Below are 16,609 nucleotides of genomic sequence, written 5' to 3' on the forward strand. Positions count from 1 at the left end.
GGATCGTGCGGGCCCCGCCCACGCGCGCAGTCCGGGGCCATTGGCCTCCCGGGCTTTTCTCCCGCCGTGGAACGGTCCCGACTCCGATGCGGACCGCCTGCGTCTCTCGGACCAGACCCGCAACGCGGCGGAACCCTAGACGCGCCCCGCGCCGCCGCGGGTCCTGATCAGTGCACCGTCGCACCGTGTCGTGACCGGGTCGCCCGTGTGAACACCGCGTACCGGCAGCGGCCCGCTGGCGACGGTCTGCGTCACATCGTGTTCACATGGGGAGCTGGAAGTTGAAGATCCCGGCGTCGAAGGCGGCCGGCGCCAGGTCGGCCGACAGCACGGCCCCGGTGGTCACCGAAGGGGCCTTTCCGGCACATCGGACTACCGTGACAACCCGCCGTTCGGCGGGTGCGCGGCCTACTTTCTGCCCTAAAACGGTTTCCGCTGATCGCTCACGATTTCCGCACGGGTCACGCCAGTTGACCTCCCTGCGGAAGGTTCCACCGACATGCTCTCCAGAACAGCCGCCCTGGCGGCCGCGTTGGCCGCGTCCTCGCTGATCGCGGGCGGGCTCGCCGACGCCACCACGACGTCGGCGGCGACCGACCAGCTCAGCACGGACGGTGCCGGCCGGGTCATCGCCGTCGAGCCGGCCGCCCCGGTCGCCGCCCCGCACGGCGCCAGCGCGGCCACCGCCGCCCAGGCGAACGTCACGCGGCTGGCCAAGCAGTTCGGGCTGTCGGTCGGCGAGCTGGTGCTCTCCGACGTCCGGCCGGTGCCCGGCGGCAGCGTGGCCAGGCTCCAGCAGAAGATCAACGGCGTGCCGGTGTTCGGCGCGCAGGTCGTGCAGGACCTGGACGGCTCCGGCGCACTGCTCGCCGCGGTCGGCAAGACCACCCAGCGCAGCGCCGGCGCGTTCCCCGCTCAGGACGCCGCCGCGCGGGCCAAGGCCGGGGAGTCAGCGGTGGCAGCGGTGGCCGCGAAGAACAGCGCTGCCAAGGCCTTGCGGGCCGACGCGGCCCAGAACTACTGGTACGACGCGAGCCTGGGCACCGACGGCGCGCCGGCCACCGCCGTGCCGGCGTACTTCGTGCCGGTGCACGGGGCCGACCCCGAGGACAAGTGGACGGTGGTCGTCGGCGCCGACACCAACCAGGTCCTGACCGTCTGGGGCGAGACCCGGCAGGCGGCCAACCGCGTGGTGTGCGACGCCAACCGCAAGGTCGTGGACCTGGACACCGCCACCGAGGCCGACATCCGCTGCGGCGCGGGCCACGCGTTCGGGGTGACCCGGGGCGAGGGCCAGGCCGCCGTCGCGACCACCGACGTCAACAAGGTCTACGACTACTTCGGTGCGGCGCAGTCGTTCTACAGCAAGTACGCCGGCTACGACCTGACCGCCAGCATCGGCGCGAACTACGGGGACGGCAAGGGCAAGGCCCTGCGCGGCACCGTGCGCATGTGCGAGATCAGCACCGGGCGGGACGGCGTCCGGCGGCAGCAGTGCCCGTGGGCCAACGCCTTCTGGGACGGCGAGCAGATGGCCTTCGGTGAGGGCGTCACCACCATGGACATCACCGGGCACGAGCTGACCCACGGCGTCACCCAGCACACCTCCGCGCTGGCCGGCGGCTACGCGCAGGCGATCAACGAGGGCATGTCCGACGTGTTCGGCAAGTTCATCGCCATCAAGGCCAACGACCCGAACGCCGCCGGCGCCAACCGCTGGCTGCTGGGCGCGGGCTCCTCCCTCGGCCAGGTGCGGGACATGCGCAACCCGGCCAACTCCGGCGAGGGGCCGAGCCCAGACCGGGTCAACGGCCAGTACTGGGCCGGCCCGGACGGCGACGAGCACATCGACGCCGGGGTCGTCGGCAAGACCGACTACCTGATCACCGACGGCGACACCTTCAACGGGCAGACCGTGCGCGGCATCGGTGAGGACAAGTCGATCGCCCTGTGGTGGAAGGTGGAGAACCTGCTGCGGTCCACCGCGACGTTCAAGGACCTGGGCAACGCGCTGAACACCGCGTGCGCCAGCAACGTCCGGACCAAGGTCGCCGGCACCACCGCCGACGACTGCGCCCAGGTGGCGAAGGCCGTGAAGGCCACCCAGCTGAACCAGAACGCCTGACCTCGGACAGCGGGGGCGGCCACTGTGCGGTGGCCGCCCCCGCTGCTGCGCGTGCCGGAACTCCGGCGGAGCAGTGCCCGCCACCACTGCTTCCGTAGCAGAAAAGGCGATGGCCTGGTGACAGGAACATGGCCGGTCGAATGGTTTCCACCGAACGGACCCTCGGTTTCAGGACTAGGAAGAATCACACGTGCCGACCCCCTAGCCTGAGCTGGTCGATCACAACGAGCCGCCCGTAGCGCATTCGCCGGGACAGCAGAATCGGCTCGCGACCCACAACAACTGAGGGGACCGTCAAATGGCATTGCCCATGGAGCCGGTTGTCGGGCTGTTTCCGGGACAAGGCGGTTACAAGTCGGGATGCCTCGCCGGTCTGCGCGGCGACGAGGCGGCGCGGGCGGTGACCGACACCGTCGACGAGATCGCGGCCGAGACGCTGGGCCGGCGGCTGGCCGACTTCCTGGCCAGCGACCGCGGCGAGCACGAGCTGTTCGCCGCCGATCCCGACATGCTGCAGGTCGCCACGTTCGCGACGTCGGTCGCGGTGTTCGAGGCACTGCGCAGCCGTGGCGCGATCGTGCAGGTCCTCATGGGACACAGCCTCGGCGAGATCGCCGCGCTGGTCTGCTCCGGTGCCCTGACCGTGGCCGAGGGCACGCGAATCGTGTTGCACCGGATCGCCGCGCTCCGCGAATTCGACACCAGCGGCGGCGCGATGGTGGCCCTGGCGTGCGATCGCGACCGGGCCACGCAGATCACGAACCTGCTCGCCGCCGCCGATGTCACAGTCGCGGTGGACAATGGGCCGAGCCAGACGGTGCTTTCCGGCACCGACGACGCGTTGCGCCGCATCGAGCAGATCAGCGCCGCGATCGGCATCAACGCCACCCGGCTGCGGTCGCCGCATCCGTTCCACAATGCGCTGCTCGAGCCGGCCCGTCGGGCGTTCGCCGAACGCATCGCCGGGCACCGCGCGCAGGCCATGGGTATTCCGGTGTTCTCCCCGATCCTCGGCCGGTACTACCGCGAGCGCGACGACCTCGCCGACCTGCTGGCCTCGCATCTGGTCACGCCGGTGACGTTCGCCGGTTCGATCAAGCGCGCCCACGACGCCGGCGCCCGCATCTGGGTCGAGATGGGTGCCGGCGGCACGCTCACCCACCTGGTGCGATCCGCCCACCCTGGTTCGACGGTGTTCACCCCGTTGCGCGGCAAGGGTTCCCCGCTGGAGGACGCCGCGATCTTCCTGGGTGGCGTCGCCCGGACGGACCTGGCGGCCCCCTCCGCCCCCGCCACTTCAACGGTCCCGATGGCTGCTCCCGCTGTTTCGGCGGCCGCGCCCATCGTGCCGGTGGCGCCGCAGCCGGCTTCGCCCGTCGCGTCGCAACCGGTCGTGCCGGTGGTGTCGCAGGCACCCGCTCCCGCCTGGGTGGGCCCCGCGCCGATCACCGCCGAACCCGTTGTCCCGCAACCGCTCGTGGCCGTCACTCCGACGCCGGACTACGGCGACATCGAGGGCCGGATCCGCGCCTTGTACGCGACCGCCCTGGAATACCCCGAGGAGGTCTTCGAGGCGGACGCCGAGTTGGAGGCAGACCTGGGCGTCGACTCGGTGAAGCAGACCGAGCTGATGACCCGGGTGGGGGAGCTCTTCGAGCTCGGTCCGCGCCCCGAGGGCATGCGGGTCGGCGAGTACCGGACGTTCGGCCGGGTCGTGCAGTTCGTCCGCGAGTCGCTGCCGGCCGCGCGATGAGCGCCGAACTGCACGGCCGGATCGCCCTGGTCACCGGGGGAGCCGGCAGCGTCGGCACGCACCTCGTGCGCGGCCTGGCCGAGGCCGGCGCCACCGTGCTGATCAACTGCTTCCACTCCTACGACGCCGCCAAGCGGCTCGCCGCCGAGCTGACCGGCCACGGCCACCGGGTCGAGGTGCTGCGAGCCTCGGTGGCCAAGCCCGACCAGGTCCGGCGCATGATGGACCAGATCGAGCGGGACCACGGCCGGCTGGACATCCTGGTCAACAACGCCGCCGCCGGCACGTTCGCCGCCTTCGACGACCTCACCGAGGAACATCTCGACCAGGCGTTCACCACCAACGTCAAGGGCGCGCTGTGGTGCGCCCGCGCCGCCCGGCCGCTGCTGGCCCGCTCGGACGCGGGCTGTGTCGTGAACGTCTCCTCGATGGGCGCGAGCCATGCCCCCGCCAACTACCTGCAGGTCGGCGTGTCCAAGGCGGCGCTGGAGGCACTGACCCGATACCTGGCCGCCGAGTTCGCCGCCGAGGGCACCCGGGTCAACGCCGCGTCGGCCGGGCTCATCGACAACCCGGTGGGGCGGATGTTCCCCGGCTTCGACTCGGTCCGCGCCAACACCCTCGACGCGACCCCGATGGGCCGGCTCGCCGACCCGGCCGACCTCGCGGACGTGGTGCTGCTGCTGGCGTCGCCGCGGTCCCGGTGGATCACCGGCCAGGTCGTGCTGGCCGACGGCGGGCTTTCGCTGCTGCACCGGGCGATGTCGCCCGACCCCGAGCCGGCGCCGCCGCCGGCCGGAGAGCCCGCGACCACCGAGAACAGGGCCGACCCGGTGGTCGTGGTCGGCATGGGCATCGCGGTGCCGGGGGCGTCCAACCCGGACGAGTTCTGGACGTTGCTGAACGAGGGGGCGGAGCTGTTCGTGGACGTGCCGCCGAACCGGTGGCCGCTGCACAGCTTCTACGACCCGGACCCGAAGGCGCCGGACAAGACCTACCAGTCCCGTTCGGGTTTCATCACCGACTTCCGCCCGCACCCGAAGCTGACCGCCGAGGATCTGGAGCTGGAGTTCACCGCCCGATGGCTGCGGCACTGCGCGTGGCAGGCGCTCGACAGCGTGCGCACGGGCGAGGACGACCGGTTCAGCGTCTGCGTCGGCTACACCCCGGACGGCAGTCAGCACCTCCAGGAATCGCTGGTGCGCCGCACCCTGCTGTCCACTTCGGACAGCGAGGAAACGTTAGGGCTGGCCGAGAACCGGCTGCCCTACGGCGGGGACGGCGGGGTGACGCCGATCCCGCACAAGATCGGCGAGGCGGCGTTCCACGACCTGGTGCCGGCGGGCTCCCAGCTGTTGATGGTCGACACCGCCTGCTCCTCGTCGCTGTACGCCATCGACATCGGCGTGCGGGAACTCGTGTCGGGGCGGGCCGACGTCGCGCTGTGCGGCGGGGCTTTCGCCTTGGCGCCAAGCGGATCGGTGCTGTTCGCCAAGGTGCAGGGCCTCAGCCGCGGTGGTGCCGTGCGGGCGCTGGACCGGTCCGCCGACGGGGTGCTGTTCTCCGACGGCGCGGGTCTGGTCGTGCTCAAGCGGCTGTCCCGGGCGCTGGCCGACGGCGACCGCGTGCTGGGTGTGTTGGCCGGCACCGGCTTGTCGGCGGACGGCCGGGGCAAGGCGATCTACGCGCCGTCCACCGGCGGCCAGGAACTGGCCATCTCCCGGGCTTTCGAGAAGTCGGGCACGGCCGGCGCCGACATCGACTGGGTGATCGCCCACGCCACCGGCACACCCGCCGGCGACGAGGCGGAGTTCCTGGCCCTGCGTTCGGCCTACGCCGGCACGAATCCGGTGCAGGTGACGTCGAACAAGTCGCTGATCGGGCACACCGGTTGGGCCGCCGGTGTGGTGTCGGTGATCCACGCGCTGCTGGCTCTGGAGCACGGCGTGATCCCGGCCCAGCACCGGTTCACCGAGGCCCCCGAACGCTTCGAGCTGGCCACCACCAACTTGACCATCCCCGCGCTGCCGGTGCCCTGGCCGGCCCGACCGGACCGGCCCCGTACGGCAGCGGTCTCGGGCTTCGGGTTCGGCGGCACCAATGCCCACATGCTCGTCCAGGAGTACCGGCCGGGCCGGCCGAGCCGCTTCGGCTACGGCGAACGCCAGGCCGGCCGGCCCGTGCTCGTCGGCTGGTCGGCGCACCTGCCGGGCGCGGACGACCTCGCTCAGATCGCCGACTGGGCCTCCGGTGGACGCGACGTGGCCGACTCGTTCGGCCCGAAGTACCCGCAGCCGCCGTTCAGCAAGCTGCGGCTGCCGGCCTCGACGGTCCGGGCCACCGACCGCACCCAGCTGATGATCGTCGAGTGCATGCAGCGGCTGACCGACGAGGTCCGCTCGGCCTGCGACCGGCACAAGGCGGCCGTCGGGGTGGTCGTCGGCCACACCGGTCCGACCCGCAACGCCACCCTGTACGGACTTCGGGCCTATCTGGACGACCTCGACCGGGGCGCTCTGGACGGCTCGGAGCAGCTCAAGCTGCTGCTCAAGGAGCTCCGTGAGTCCGCGGCCGAGCTGATCGCCGCGCCCACCGAGGACTCGTTCCCCGGCGAGATGCCCAACGTCATCGCCGCCCGGCTGTGCAACTACTTCGACTACCGCGGCCTCAACGTCTCCGTCGACGGCGGCTGCGCCTCCCTGCTCGACGCCTTCACCACCGCCGCCCGCTACCTGGAGTTCGGCGACATCGACATCGCCCTCGTCGCCGGTGTCAACGGCAACAGTCTCGCCGGCCTGCGGGCCCTGACCGCCCCCGACACCCCGATCGGCGAGGGCGCCTTCCTGTTCGCCGTCACCAGCCGGCACCTGGCCGAGGCCGAGGGCCTGCCGATCCTCGCCGAGCTCACCGAGGAGGAAGACCGATGAGCAGCACCTTCCTCGGCGCGGAGGGCGCACGCGAGCTCGTCGCCTGGCTCGGCGGAACGAACCCGTCCCTGCGGCTCGGCCTCCGCCCGGACGCCGACGGCCGCCCACGATCCCTGGCGTTCACCAGGCCCACCGCAACCGCGACCACCGCCCCCGCCGCCACCCCTGCCACCGACCGCACTTCTACCACCACGACAGCCGCACCCATCCCGGACCGTTTGCTGGACCGGCATGTTCTCTCGCTGGCCCCGGCCGCGCTGACCACGGTCCGGCTTTCCCCCGGCATGTTCCCGGCCGGTGTCCTGGTGCTGACCAATTCGCGGATCGCGCTGCCCGGCACGGTACGGACCACGGCGGACGACTGCTCCGAGGGCGCCTTGGCGGCGTTGCTCGATCGGTTGCGGCCCAGGCACATTCGGGTCGTGGTGGACCACAGTGCACCGGAGCTGGGGACAGCGTCCTGGTCTGCGGCGGCGCGTGAACTGCTCAAGCTGCACGAGACGGCCTTCCTGGTGGCCCGGGCCTGCGCCGAACGGCTGGAGTCCTACCTGGTCACGATCCTCGACGGCGTCGACGACACTGGTAAGCCAAGGCCGTTCACCGGCCTGTTCACCGGGTTCGTGAAGAGTCTCGCCTTGGAACTGCCTGAGGTGCCCATCGCCGCTACGCTGCACGAACGCGGCGCCGAGGCGTTCGAGGTGTCAGCGGCGGAGCTCGGGGCCAAGCACCTGCTGCCGGTGGTCGTGCACGCCGGTGGGCGGCGGCTCACCGTTCGGGCCAAGGAACAAGCCGTTACGCATCAACGGGTTCCGGCCCTGCCTGAGGATGCGTTGGTTGTCGCGGCCGGTGGTGCGCGGGGGATTGGTGCGCCGATTCTCCTTGCGATGGCGGAGAAGTACCGGCCCCGGATCGTGATCCTCGGCAGCACGAGACTCGACGGCTACCCGTCGGAGCTGCTGGACGTGAGCGTGGCCGAGGCGGCGGCGCAGCGGGCCGACTTCATCCGCGAGTTGATCACCGGCCCGAATCGTGTCCCGGTGCCGGAAGCCAACGCACGCTTCGACAAACTCCAGGAGGCGCGGACGGTCCGGGCCACGCTGACCGAGCTGGCCCGCCACTGTGGCCCGGACCGCGTCGCCTACCTGCGGTGCGATCTGCGGGACGAGCAAGCCGTCCGTGCTGCGATGGCTGGTGTTCCCGGTGACATCGACCTGCTGCTCAACATCGCCGGCACCAACCGTGCCTCGGACGTGAAGACCAAGTCGCTCAACGACTTCCGCGCAGTCCGGGACCTTAAGCTGCGCACCTATCTCAACCTCAAGGCCGCGCTGGCCGGCCGACTGCCCAAGCGGTGGTGCAACTTCGGGTCGTTCGTCGGCTTCACCGGCCAGATCGGCGAGACCGACTACGCGGCGGCCAACGACTTCCTGTACTCGGCCGCCGGTGGCAGCGAGTGGACCATCGGCTGGACGCTGTGGCGGGACATCGGCCTCGGCGCGACTCCGATCATGCGCACCTTCCTGGCCAAGAGCGACCAGTTCACCGCGACCCCGACCGACGAGGGCGTGGCGCACTTCCTGGCCGAGCTGGGCAACGCCACACCCGACACGATGTCGGTGTACTACGGCGACAAGGAGCGGGCGGCGATCTCCGCCGCACTGCCGGACTATCTGGAGTTCTGCCGCCAGGACAAGAAGTTCCCGTTCCTGGACGAGATCACCCGCGACGGCGACGAGCTGACCGCGACGCGCACGTTCAGCCTGGACCGCGACGGCTACCTTGATCTGCACCAGGTGCACGGCTATCCGACGCTGCCGGGCACCTTCGTGCCGGAGCTCGCGGCCGAGGCGGCGTGCGCGCTGGTGCCCGACCGGGTGCCGGTGGTGTTCGAGAACCTGCGTCTGGAGTCGTTCCTGCGGGTGTATCGCAAGGGGCGCGGCGAAACCAAGAAGATCCACGCCCGGCTGGTGCACGCCGATGAGGTGGAGTCGGTCGTCGAGGTGCGCATTCTCGGCGAACTCGTCGCCCCGAACGGCACGGTGCTCGCACACGACCGGCTGCATTTCTCCGTCACGGTGAGGATGCGGGACCAGCCGACTCCGTCGCCGCGTTGGGAGCACTGGGACGACCACGGCAGCCGGCCGATGATCGACCCGTACCACGTGCCCGGCTCGGCGGTGCTGCTGCGAGACGTGTTCCAGTCCACTTCGGACACCCGGATGCACCCGCTCGGCCGGCGTGGCCGGCTGAACCTCGACCAAGCCGCTGTGCAGCGCTGGTTCCCGGACCTGATCGTGCCGTCGGTGTTGCTGGACGGCTTGGTGCGGGTGGCTGTGCTCGATCTGGTCGAGGGCCGCTGGACGCCGGTGGCGATCCCGCGCACCATCCGCCGGATCGACCTCTACGGCCGGCACACGGACGCGAGCCTGGCCGCTTCGCCGGAAGCCGTCGAGCTGTATGTCACGCCGATCGACATCGATCTGGAGGACGAGCGGCCGGACAACCGCTCGATCGCCGTGTCGGCGTCCGGCGATGTGCTGCTGCAGGTGAAGGACGTGGTCGGGGCGATCGTCGGCTACGTGGACCAGGAGACCGGACAGTTCGTCGACCGCGCCCGGTTCGACCGTGGCGAACGCACCGAGCAGACGGAGGCAATCCAGTGACGGTCGAGCAGGAGAAGGCGGTGCCGTCGGGCTGCCCGGTGACCGGCAATCGCGGCGCGGCGTGCCCGGTGGCCCGCGGACCGAAGGGTGCCCCGGTCATCGGTGTGGCGGCGACCTACTTCCGCAACCCGCCGGAGTACACGCTGCGCATGCAGCAGGAGCACGGGTCGATGGTGGCGGTGTCGCTGCCCAAGCCGTTCGTGCAGGTCACGGAGCCGGACGCGATCGAGCGGGTGCTGCGCACCAACCCGGACAACACCCGCCGCGGCCAGCTCTACAACGGCTTTTTCGGCTTCATGGGCCGGGGTCTGCTCACGCTGAACCACGAGGAGTGGCGCGTGCACCGCCGGGCCGTGCAGCCGGCGTTCGCCCCGACTCAGGTCGACGCCGACTCCGCCGAGGCGGTGCCGGCCACACAGGCGATTCTGCGCCGGTGGGAGTCCGCCGCGCACGAGGGTGCCGTGGTGGACATCGCGCCGGACGTCATGGACATCTCGACCCGAACGATGGGTCAGGCGCTGCTCGGCCGCGACCTTTCCGTGCCAGGGCTGGGCTATGCCCGGGCGGCGGCGATCGCGTCGCGGGTCATGTACACCAGCACGATCTACGGCCTGAACGAGCTGCTGCCGAGCTTCCTGCCGACGGCGTACCAGCGAGAGAAGCGCTGGGCGCACAAGGTGCTCAACGGAATCATCGACGGTGTCTTGGCTGAGCGACGGCGCACCGGGGAGTTCGGCGCCGACGCGACCGGTCTGTTGCTGGCCTCCGGCCTCGGCGACCAGGCCATCAAGGACAACCTGCGCACGCTGCTGCTCGCCGGCACCGACACCACCGGCCAGGCGCTGGCCTGGACGCTGTACGAGATCTCCCGGCATCCGCACGTGCGGGCCGAAGTCGAGGACGAGGTGGACCGCGTGCTGGGCGGGGCATTGCCGACGCCGCAGCTGCGCGAGCGGCTGCCGGTGGTCCGCTCGGCGATCGAGGAGGCGATCCGGCTGCACCCGCCGGTGTGGCAGTTCCCGCGCGACCTCATCGAGGGCGAGGAGCTGGCCGGCCGGTCCGTGCCGGCCAACTCGACGGTGCTGCTGTCGACCTACGGCACGCACCGCTCGCCCGAGCACTGGACTGACCCGGAATCCTATGACCCGTCGCGGTTCCGGGACGACTCGGCCAAGACCCGGCACCGCTTCGCCTATTTCCCGTTCGGCGGCGGTCGCCGCATGTGCATCGGCAAGAACCACGCGATGGCCACGATGATCACCGCCGTCGCCATGATCAGCCAGCGGTTCCGGTTGCAGCTGGCCAGCGTGCCGGCGGTGCGGCCGGCCGCGTTCATCACGATGTACCCGGCTGACGGCGTGCACGCGGTGATCCGGGAGCGCCGGTGACCACGCTCCAGCCGATCCGCCCGCATCTCGTCTCGTTCGACACGGACTCCTTCGTACGGCCGGTGCACCGCCTCACCTGGCATCCGGTGCCGGCCGCGCTCGACGGGCCGGCGACGCCGGTGGCCGGCCGTCGGCTGCTCGTGCTCGGCGACGAGCCGTCGCTGGTGGCGCAGGTGGCCGATGCGCTGCGGACGGCCGGGGCGGCGGTCGACGAGGCCGGTCCCGACGTGACGCCTGAGCCGGCACCGTGGGACGGCATCATCGACCTCAACGTCACCGGCCGTGAGTACACAATGGACGGCGGTGAGTGGCGGGCGGCGATTGCCCGCACCACCGAGGCGATCCATCACCGGTATGGCGAGTGGCACGCCGAGGTCCGGGCCGATCGCTGCTGCTACCTCGTGGTGACGGCCATGGGTGGCCTGATGGGCTACCGTGACGCCGGCCAGGGACAGCCGTTAGGCGGGATCTGGGCCGGCCTGGCCAAGTGCCTGCCACGCGAGCTGCCCACGCTCGCCGTGAAAGTCGTGGACGTCGACGACCTGGCTTCCCTTGGTCAGATCGTTGTCTCCGAACTGTCCACTTGGGATCTTTTCGAGATCGGGCATCGGGAAGGCACCCGGTATGCGCTGACCGCGCGCCGGGAGTCCACCGGCCCGGCCCGGTTCACGCTGGCTGCCGACGACGTGGTGCTGATCTCCGGCGGCGCTCGGGGTGTTGGCTTCGCCTTGGCCCGTGGGCTCGCTGAACGGTTCGGATGTCGGGTCGTGGTCACCGGGCGAACTGCGCTTCCTGGTGGCGAGCACTGGTTGACCTGCGATGACGCGGCGTACGAGCAGGACCAGAGGGACCGGATCTCGGCCGCTCGCACCACCGCCGATCTTCGGGCCGTGCGCCACCGGATCCGGCGCGAGGTCGAACTCCGGAACGTGTATGCCAATCTGAGTGCGGCCGAGGCTGAAGGGCTGCGGATCTCCTACGAGGCCTGCGACTGCACCGACGCGGGTCAGGTGCGTGAGCTGTTCGCGCGCATCCCGGCGCCGACCGTGGTGGTGCACAACGCCGGCATCGACGAGCCGAAACGGTTGGACCTCAAGCCGGCTGAGGAAGTCGTGCGCACGGTCGACGTGAAGGTCACCGGGTTCGCCAACCTGCTTCGTGAGGTGCTGGCAGAGCCGTCGCGCCGGGCCGCGCTCAAGTCGTTCTGCAACGTCGGCTCGCTGGCCGGCCGGATGGGCGGCATGATCGGGCAGATCGACTACGCCGCCGGCAACGAGGCGCTGGCACGACTGGGTTTCTGGGCCCGCGACGCGCACGGCCTGCCCGTGCAGACGCTGTGTTGGCCGACCTGGGAGCGGCTGGGCGTGATCGCCAACTACGACGCGGCCGTGCGCTATGTCTCCACCATCGCCCCGGAGGACGGCGTGCGCCGCTGGATCGACGAGATCCACGCGGCCGGCTCCGACGAGGTGATGTTCATCGGCCAGATCGGCAGCGCGCTGGTGCCGACCCAGCTCCGCGGGTTCTGGCTGTTCACCGGGCATCCGGACCTGCCGCGGCTGCACGCCCTGGCCCACTTCCTCGGCACCGTAAGGGAGTTCGAGCCGTTCCGTCGGCTGCTGAGCAGCGTGAACCACCGGGCGGACACGCATCCGTGCCTGGCCGACTTCCGCGTGGACGGCGCGCCCGCGCTGCCGGTTTCCATGCTGGTGGAACAGGTCTGCGCGATCGGGGACTGGGTCGTGCCGGAGGGCTGGCCGTTGCAGCACCTGGCCGAGCTGCGGGACCTGACCGTGCGACTGCCGGCGCTCAAGCTCGGCGACGAACTCACCACCGAAGCCGTTGGCCGACAGGAGGAGGACGGGTGGACCGTGACGATCACCGTGACCAGGGCGGACGGCGAAGCCGTGGGCTCGGTGCGGCTGGTGTACCGGGAGGACCCGCCCTCGCTGCCGGCGTTCGACGGGAAGACGACGCCACTGCCGCGGCCGGCGGCGAAACGCCTGTCCTGGCGGGGACTCGCGCTCGGGTATCCGCATTGGGCGGAGACGCGGATCCAGGTGCCGGCAGTGACGGCGTCCGACCTGTGGACGTCCCCGTTCCCGCCGGCGCCGGGGATCTCGCCGGCCGCCGTGGAAGCGATCGTGCGGTCGACGGGGTCCGAGGAGGAACTGCGCGTCCGACGGATCCTGGTCAGTCCGGGGGCGCAGCGGGTCGACCTGCTGCGGAGTCCGGACGGCGGGCGGACGTGGGTGGGATCGACCGACGGTCGGGTCAGCCTCTGGGCCGAGCTGACCTGATCGCCGCGGGCGTCGGGGTGGCCGTGGTCGCCGTCGTGCTGGTGCGCGACTGCCGCTACGGCTACTTCGTCGACGAGCTGTACTTTCGTTTGCTCGGTGGGCATCCGGCCTGGGGCTACGTCGACCAGCCGCCGCTGACCCCGCTGATCGCCGGCGCGTCGACCAGCCTGTTCGGGGACACGTTGTGGGCGCTGCGGATGCCGGCGGCGCTGGCCTATGCCGTGCTGCTGGCGCTGGTCTGGTTGATAGCGCGGGAACTCGGCGGCCGCCCCGACACCCGGCTGCTCGCCGTGATCGGTGCCGGGCTCGGCCCGTTCACGCTGAGTTCGGCGACAGTGTTGTTCACCAACGCCTTCGACATTCCACTGTGGATGGCTGCCTCGCTGTTCGTGATCAGGGCGCTGCGTCGGTCCGACGGTCGGTGGTGGCTGGCCGCCGGCGCGACCGCGGGCCTGGCTACCTATAACAAGTACCTGATCGTGCTGCTGGTGTTCGGCGTGTTGGTCGGGCTGGTCGTCGTCGGCCCGCGTCGGGTGTTCCGGGACCGGTGGCTGTGGCTGGCCATGGCGTTGGCCGTGGTGGTCGCCTCGCCGAACCTGATCTACCAGGCGGTGACCGGTTTTCCCCAGCTGACCATGGCCGGCGCGCTCAGTGGTGACCTCGGCGACCGGTACCGCGGCGAGTTCGCCTTCCAACAGCTGCTCCTGGTCGGGCCGACGCTCGCGCCGATCTGGATCGCCGGCTTCAGCTGGCTCTTCCGTCAACCCGCGCTACGTTCCCTGCCGGCCGCCGCCGTCGTCTGCGGTGCGGTCGTACTGATCACCGGCGGTCGCCCCGACTACGCGTTTCCCTTGATGCTGCTGCTCTTCGTCGCCGGCTGCGTCGCCATCCAACACTGGCTGTCCCGCTCCGCCGCCCGCCGCTTGCTGGTCGGCGTCGCCGTCGGCGGCAACGCCGCCGTGGCCATCGTGAGCTGTCTGGCCATCGTGCCACTCAGCGTCGTAGGGTCGACACCATTGCCCGGCATGGACCTCATCGTCATGGACTCCATCGGCTGGCCCGAGCTCGCCGCCCAAGTCCAGGCCGTGCAACGCGACCATCCCGGATCCATCGTGATCGCCGGCAACTACGGCGAGACCGGCGCCCTGGACCGTTACGACGTCCCGAACGTCTACAGTGGATACGGTCCCATGCACGCCTGGGCCACTCCGCCCGAGGGCACCACCACCGCCGTCGTGATCGGTGTCGCCAACTCGGTGCTGTCCAAGGCTTTCACCAACTGCATCATCGTCGCCCATGCCGACAACCGCCATGGTGTGGCCAACCCCGAACAGGGCAAGCCGATCGAGCTGTGCACCGGTCCCCGCGCCAGCTGGTCCACGATGTGGCCGCTGTTCGAGAACATCGCACCATACGGCTGAGCTCGGGGCGATCAGTCGATCACCGCCGTCGCCTCGATCTCCACCAGGTGTTCCGGCACGTCCAGCGCGGCCACACCGATCAGCGTGGCCGGCGGCCGTGCCGTCTCACCGAGCCTGGCCGCGGCGTTCGCGATGCCGGCCAACAACTGCGGCATCTTGTCCGGCGTCCAGTCCACGACGTACATCGTCAGCCGCGCCAGGTCCTTGAACGTCGCCCCGGCCCCTTTGAGTGCCGTGTGCACGTTCACGTACGCCTCCTCGACCTGCTTGGCCAGGTCCGGCTCCGCGTGCCACGCCACCTGGCCGGCGACGAACACCAGCCTGGTCCCGCTCGCGACCGCCACCTGGTGGTAGACGTCGATGGTCGGCAGGCCGTCCGGATTGACGAGGGTGATCATGACACTGTCCTCCGTGCTCTCTTGTGGTTACCGGGAAACCGTAGGAGAGTGAACGTCGGACCGGAAGTACGCACTTGTTCGTGACAGGGGAACCTTGAGGTGACCAAGCAGCTCAGCGGCGATCTCGCCCGCGCCGACTCGCTGGCGCGCGAGATCTTCTCCGACATCGCCAACAAGTGGGCCCTGCTCATCGTGGAGGCGATCGGCGACGAGACGCGGCGGTTCACCGAGTTGCGGGCGGCGGTCGAGGGCATCAGCCACAAGATGCTCACCCAGAACCTGCGATTGCTGGAGCGCAACGGGCTGGTCGAGCGGTTCGTGCACCCCACCGTGCCGCCGCGGGTCGACTACACCCTCACCGAGCCGGGGCAGGCCCTGCGGGCCACCGTGGACGCGATGTGCAACTGGACTTCCCGGTACCTCACCGAGATCGAAGCCGCCAGGCAACGCTTCGACGGCTGAACAGTTCAGTCACTGTTGCGCGGTGCGCTTGGCCTCGAACCGTCGGACGAGCTCACGGCCCCGCGCCGCCTGCACCTTCTTCGCCTGGCGCACGGCGAACCGGACCAGCCCGAACGGCGCCGACAGGCGGTAGTGGTCGACGACCTGGGCACCGCCGGGCGCGGGGGTGACCCGGTAGTCGTAGTCCAGTTTCACGCTGCGACTGTCCACATTGCCGGAGATTGTGCGATCACCCAGGCGTAGCGAGACCTCGATGACGTTGTCGTGGTGGAACGGTCCGAGGGTGAACCGCTCGACTGCGGTGAACCGCACCTCGTCCGGCGTGTGGCGGATGTCGCGGACCTCGACGACCAGGGGCGAGAGACCGACGTGGTTGTTCGGGTCGGTCAGGTGCGCCAGGACGTCCTCCGGCGGCGCGGGCAGCGTGGTGGTCGTGCTGAACTCAACGGTCTTCATCTGAACTCCTGGTCTCCTCGGCGGTCACCGGTGGGGGAGGAGCCGGTCGAGGACGGCGTCGATGTGGACGGCATCCGGTCCGAGGAGCAGGCAGTCCGTGCGCATGCCCTCGACCGCCTGCGTCAGGATCATGGCCGCGGCCAGGGGATCCGGCGTTCCCGCGCGCTCGAAGTGCTCGCTGAACAGGTCGACCAGGATCTGCCGCTGGTCCCGGTAGAGCGCCGCGAACTCCGGGTCGGACGTCGCCCGGGCCACGAACGCCCTGGCCACGTTCGCCTCCGCCGCCCGTTCCTCGTCCAGCGGAAGCAGCTCCGTCACGATCACCTCCAGCGCTTCCCTCGGCGCAGGCATGCCTGTGGCGAACTGGGCCCGTAGCCGGTCGGCGCAGCGCCGGCAGTGATGCTCCAGCGTGAACAGGAGGACGTCCTCCTTGGTTCGGAAGTGGTGTTGCAGCGCCCCGGTTGTCACCCCCGCCTCGGCCGCTATCTCCCGCAGGCCAGGGAAGACTCCGTGGCCCCCAGCCAGCAGCCTGCCCACCGCATCCGCAACCGCCGCCCGGCGTCGGTCGGGTTCCCATCGCTCGCTCATCCAACCTCCATTACGAACGTAATGTAGCACGGTTGGGAAAGGGAACGGCGGAGTGGGCGAGCGGCGGGATGGGAGAACTAGTAGGCGTGGACGCGCCGTCGCCTAGTACTCCAGCTGTAGTTCGTGAT

11 protein-coding genes and 1 riboswitch are annotated in these 16,609 nt (G+C 70.5%); of the genes, 8 read left to right on the forward strand and 3 right to left on the reverse strand.

Annotated elements, in window-relative coordinates:
• Positions 1–43 precede the first annotated feature (43 nt).
• Positions 44–150, reverse strand: a riboswitch (guanidine-I (ykkC/yxkD leader).
• Positions 151–499: 349 nt separating this feature from the next.
• The 7 genes from JJ691_RS08080 to JJ691_RS08110 all read left to right on the forward strand — a co-directional run bounded on the left by JJ691_RS08080 (position 500) and on the right by JJ691_RS08110 (position 14,577).
• Positions 500–2,125, forward strand: coding sequence for a M4 family metallopeptidase (locus JJ691_RS08080; RefSeq protein WP_211768161.1), 1,626 nt, complete (start codon positions 500–502; stop codon positions 2,123–2,125).
• A gap of 298 nt (positions 2,126–2,423) precedes the next feature.
• Positions 2,424–3,878, forward strand: a complete 1,455-nt coding sequence (locus tag JJ691_RS08085) for an acyltransferase domain-containing protein (protein WP_211768162.1) — start codon at positions 2,424–2,426, stop codon at positions 3,876–3,878.
• Positions 3,875–6,805 (forward strand): SDR family oxidoreductase, encoded by a 2,931-nt coding sequence (locus JJ691_RS08090; RefSeq protein ID WP_211768163.1) that lies wholly within the window; start codon positions 3,875–3,877, stop codon positions 6,803–6,805. The genes JJ691_RS08085 and JJ691_RS08090 overlap by 4 nt, the downstream gene beginning before the upstream one ends.
• The gene (locus tag JJ691_RS08095) at positions 6,802–9,468 is read left to right on the forward strand and encodes an SDR family NAD(P)-dependent oxidoreductase (RefSeq protein ID WP_211768164.1); all 2,667 of its coding nucleotides are present in this window, start codon (positions 6,802–6,804) and stop codon (positions 9,466–9,468) included. Before JJ691_RS08090 ends, JJ691_RS08095 begins: the two co-directional genes overlap by 4 nt.
• On the forward strand, positions 9,465–10,856 hold the full coding sequence (locus JJ691_RS08100) for a cytochrome P450 (RefSeq protein ID WP_211768165.1): 1,392 nt from the start codon (positions 9,465–9,467) through the stop codon (positions 10,854–10,856). Before JJ691_RS08095 ends, JJ691_RS08100 begins: the two co-directional genes overlap by 4 nt.
• Positions 10,853–13,156: an SDR family NAD(P)-dependent oxidoreductase gene (locus JJ691_RS08105; RefSeq protein ID WP_211768166.1), complete on the forward strand. Its 2,304-nt coding sequence runs from the start codon at positions 10,853–10,855 to the stop codon at positions 13,154–13,156. Before JJ691_RS08100 ends, JJ691_RS08105 begins: the two co-directional genes overlap by 4 nt.
• Positions 13,105–14,577 (forward strand): glycosyltransferase family 39 protein, encoded by a 1,473-nt coding sequence (locus JJ691_RS08110; RefSeq protein ID WP_211768167.1) that lies wholly within the window; start codon positions 13,105–13,107, stop codon positions 14,575–14,577. The genes JJ691_RS08105 and JJ691_RS08110 overlap by 52 nt, the downstream gene beginning before the upstream one ends.
• An 11-nt stretch (positions 14,578–14,588) precedes the next feature.
• Here the strand turns inward: JJ691_RS08110 and JJ691_RS08115 are convergent, their stop codons facing one another.
• Positions 14,589–14,975 carry a RidA family protein gene (locus JJ691_RS08115; RefSeq protein WP_211768168.1) on the reverse strand — a complete coding sequence of 129 codons (387 nt, stop codon included), beginning with the start codon at positions 14,973–14,975 and terminating at the stop codon, positions 14,589–14,591.
• Positions 14,976–15,074: 99 nt separating this feature from the next.
• Between JJ691_RS08115 and JJ691_RS08120 the strand changes: the two genes are divergently transcribed.
• Positions 15,075–15,437, forward strand: a complete 363-nt coding sequence (locus tag JJ691_RS08120) for a winged helix-turn-helix transcriptional regulator (RefSeq protein ID WP_211768169.1) — start codon at positions 15,075–15,077, stop codon at positions 15,435–15,437.
• Positions 15,438–15,446: 9 nt separating this feature from the next.
• Here JJ691_RS08120 and JJ691_RS08125 read toward each other — a convergent pair whose 3' ends face one another.
• The gene (locus JJ691_RS08125; RefSeq protein ID WP_211768170.1) at positions 15,447–15,893 is read right to left on the reverse strand and encodes an SRPBCC family protein; all 447 of its coding nucleotides are present in this window, start codon (positions 15,891–15,893) and stop codon (positions 15,447–15,449) included.
• 24 nt (positions 15,894–15,917) lie between these two features.
• Positions 15,918–16,481 (reverse strand): TetR/AcrR family transcriptional regulator, encoded by a 564-nt coding sequence (locus JJ691_RS08130; RefSeq protein WP_211768171.1) that lies wholly within the window; start codon positions 16,479–16,481, stop codon positions 15,918–15,920.
• Positions 16,482–16,609 lie beyond the last annotated feature (128 nt).

Origin of the sequence: Kutzneria sp. CA-103260 (assembly GCF_018263855.1) — a bacterium.
GTDB lineage: Bacteria > Actinomycetota > Actinomycetes > Mycobacteriales > Pseudonocardiaceae > Kutzneria.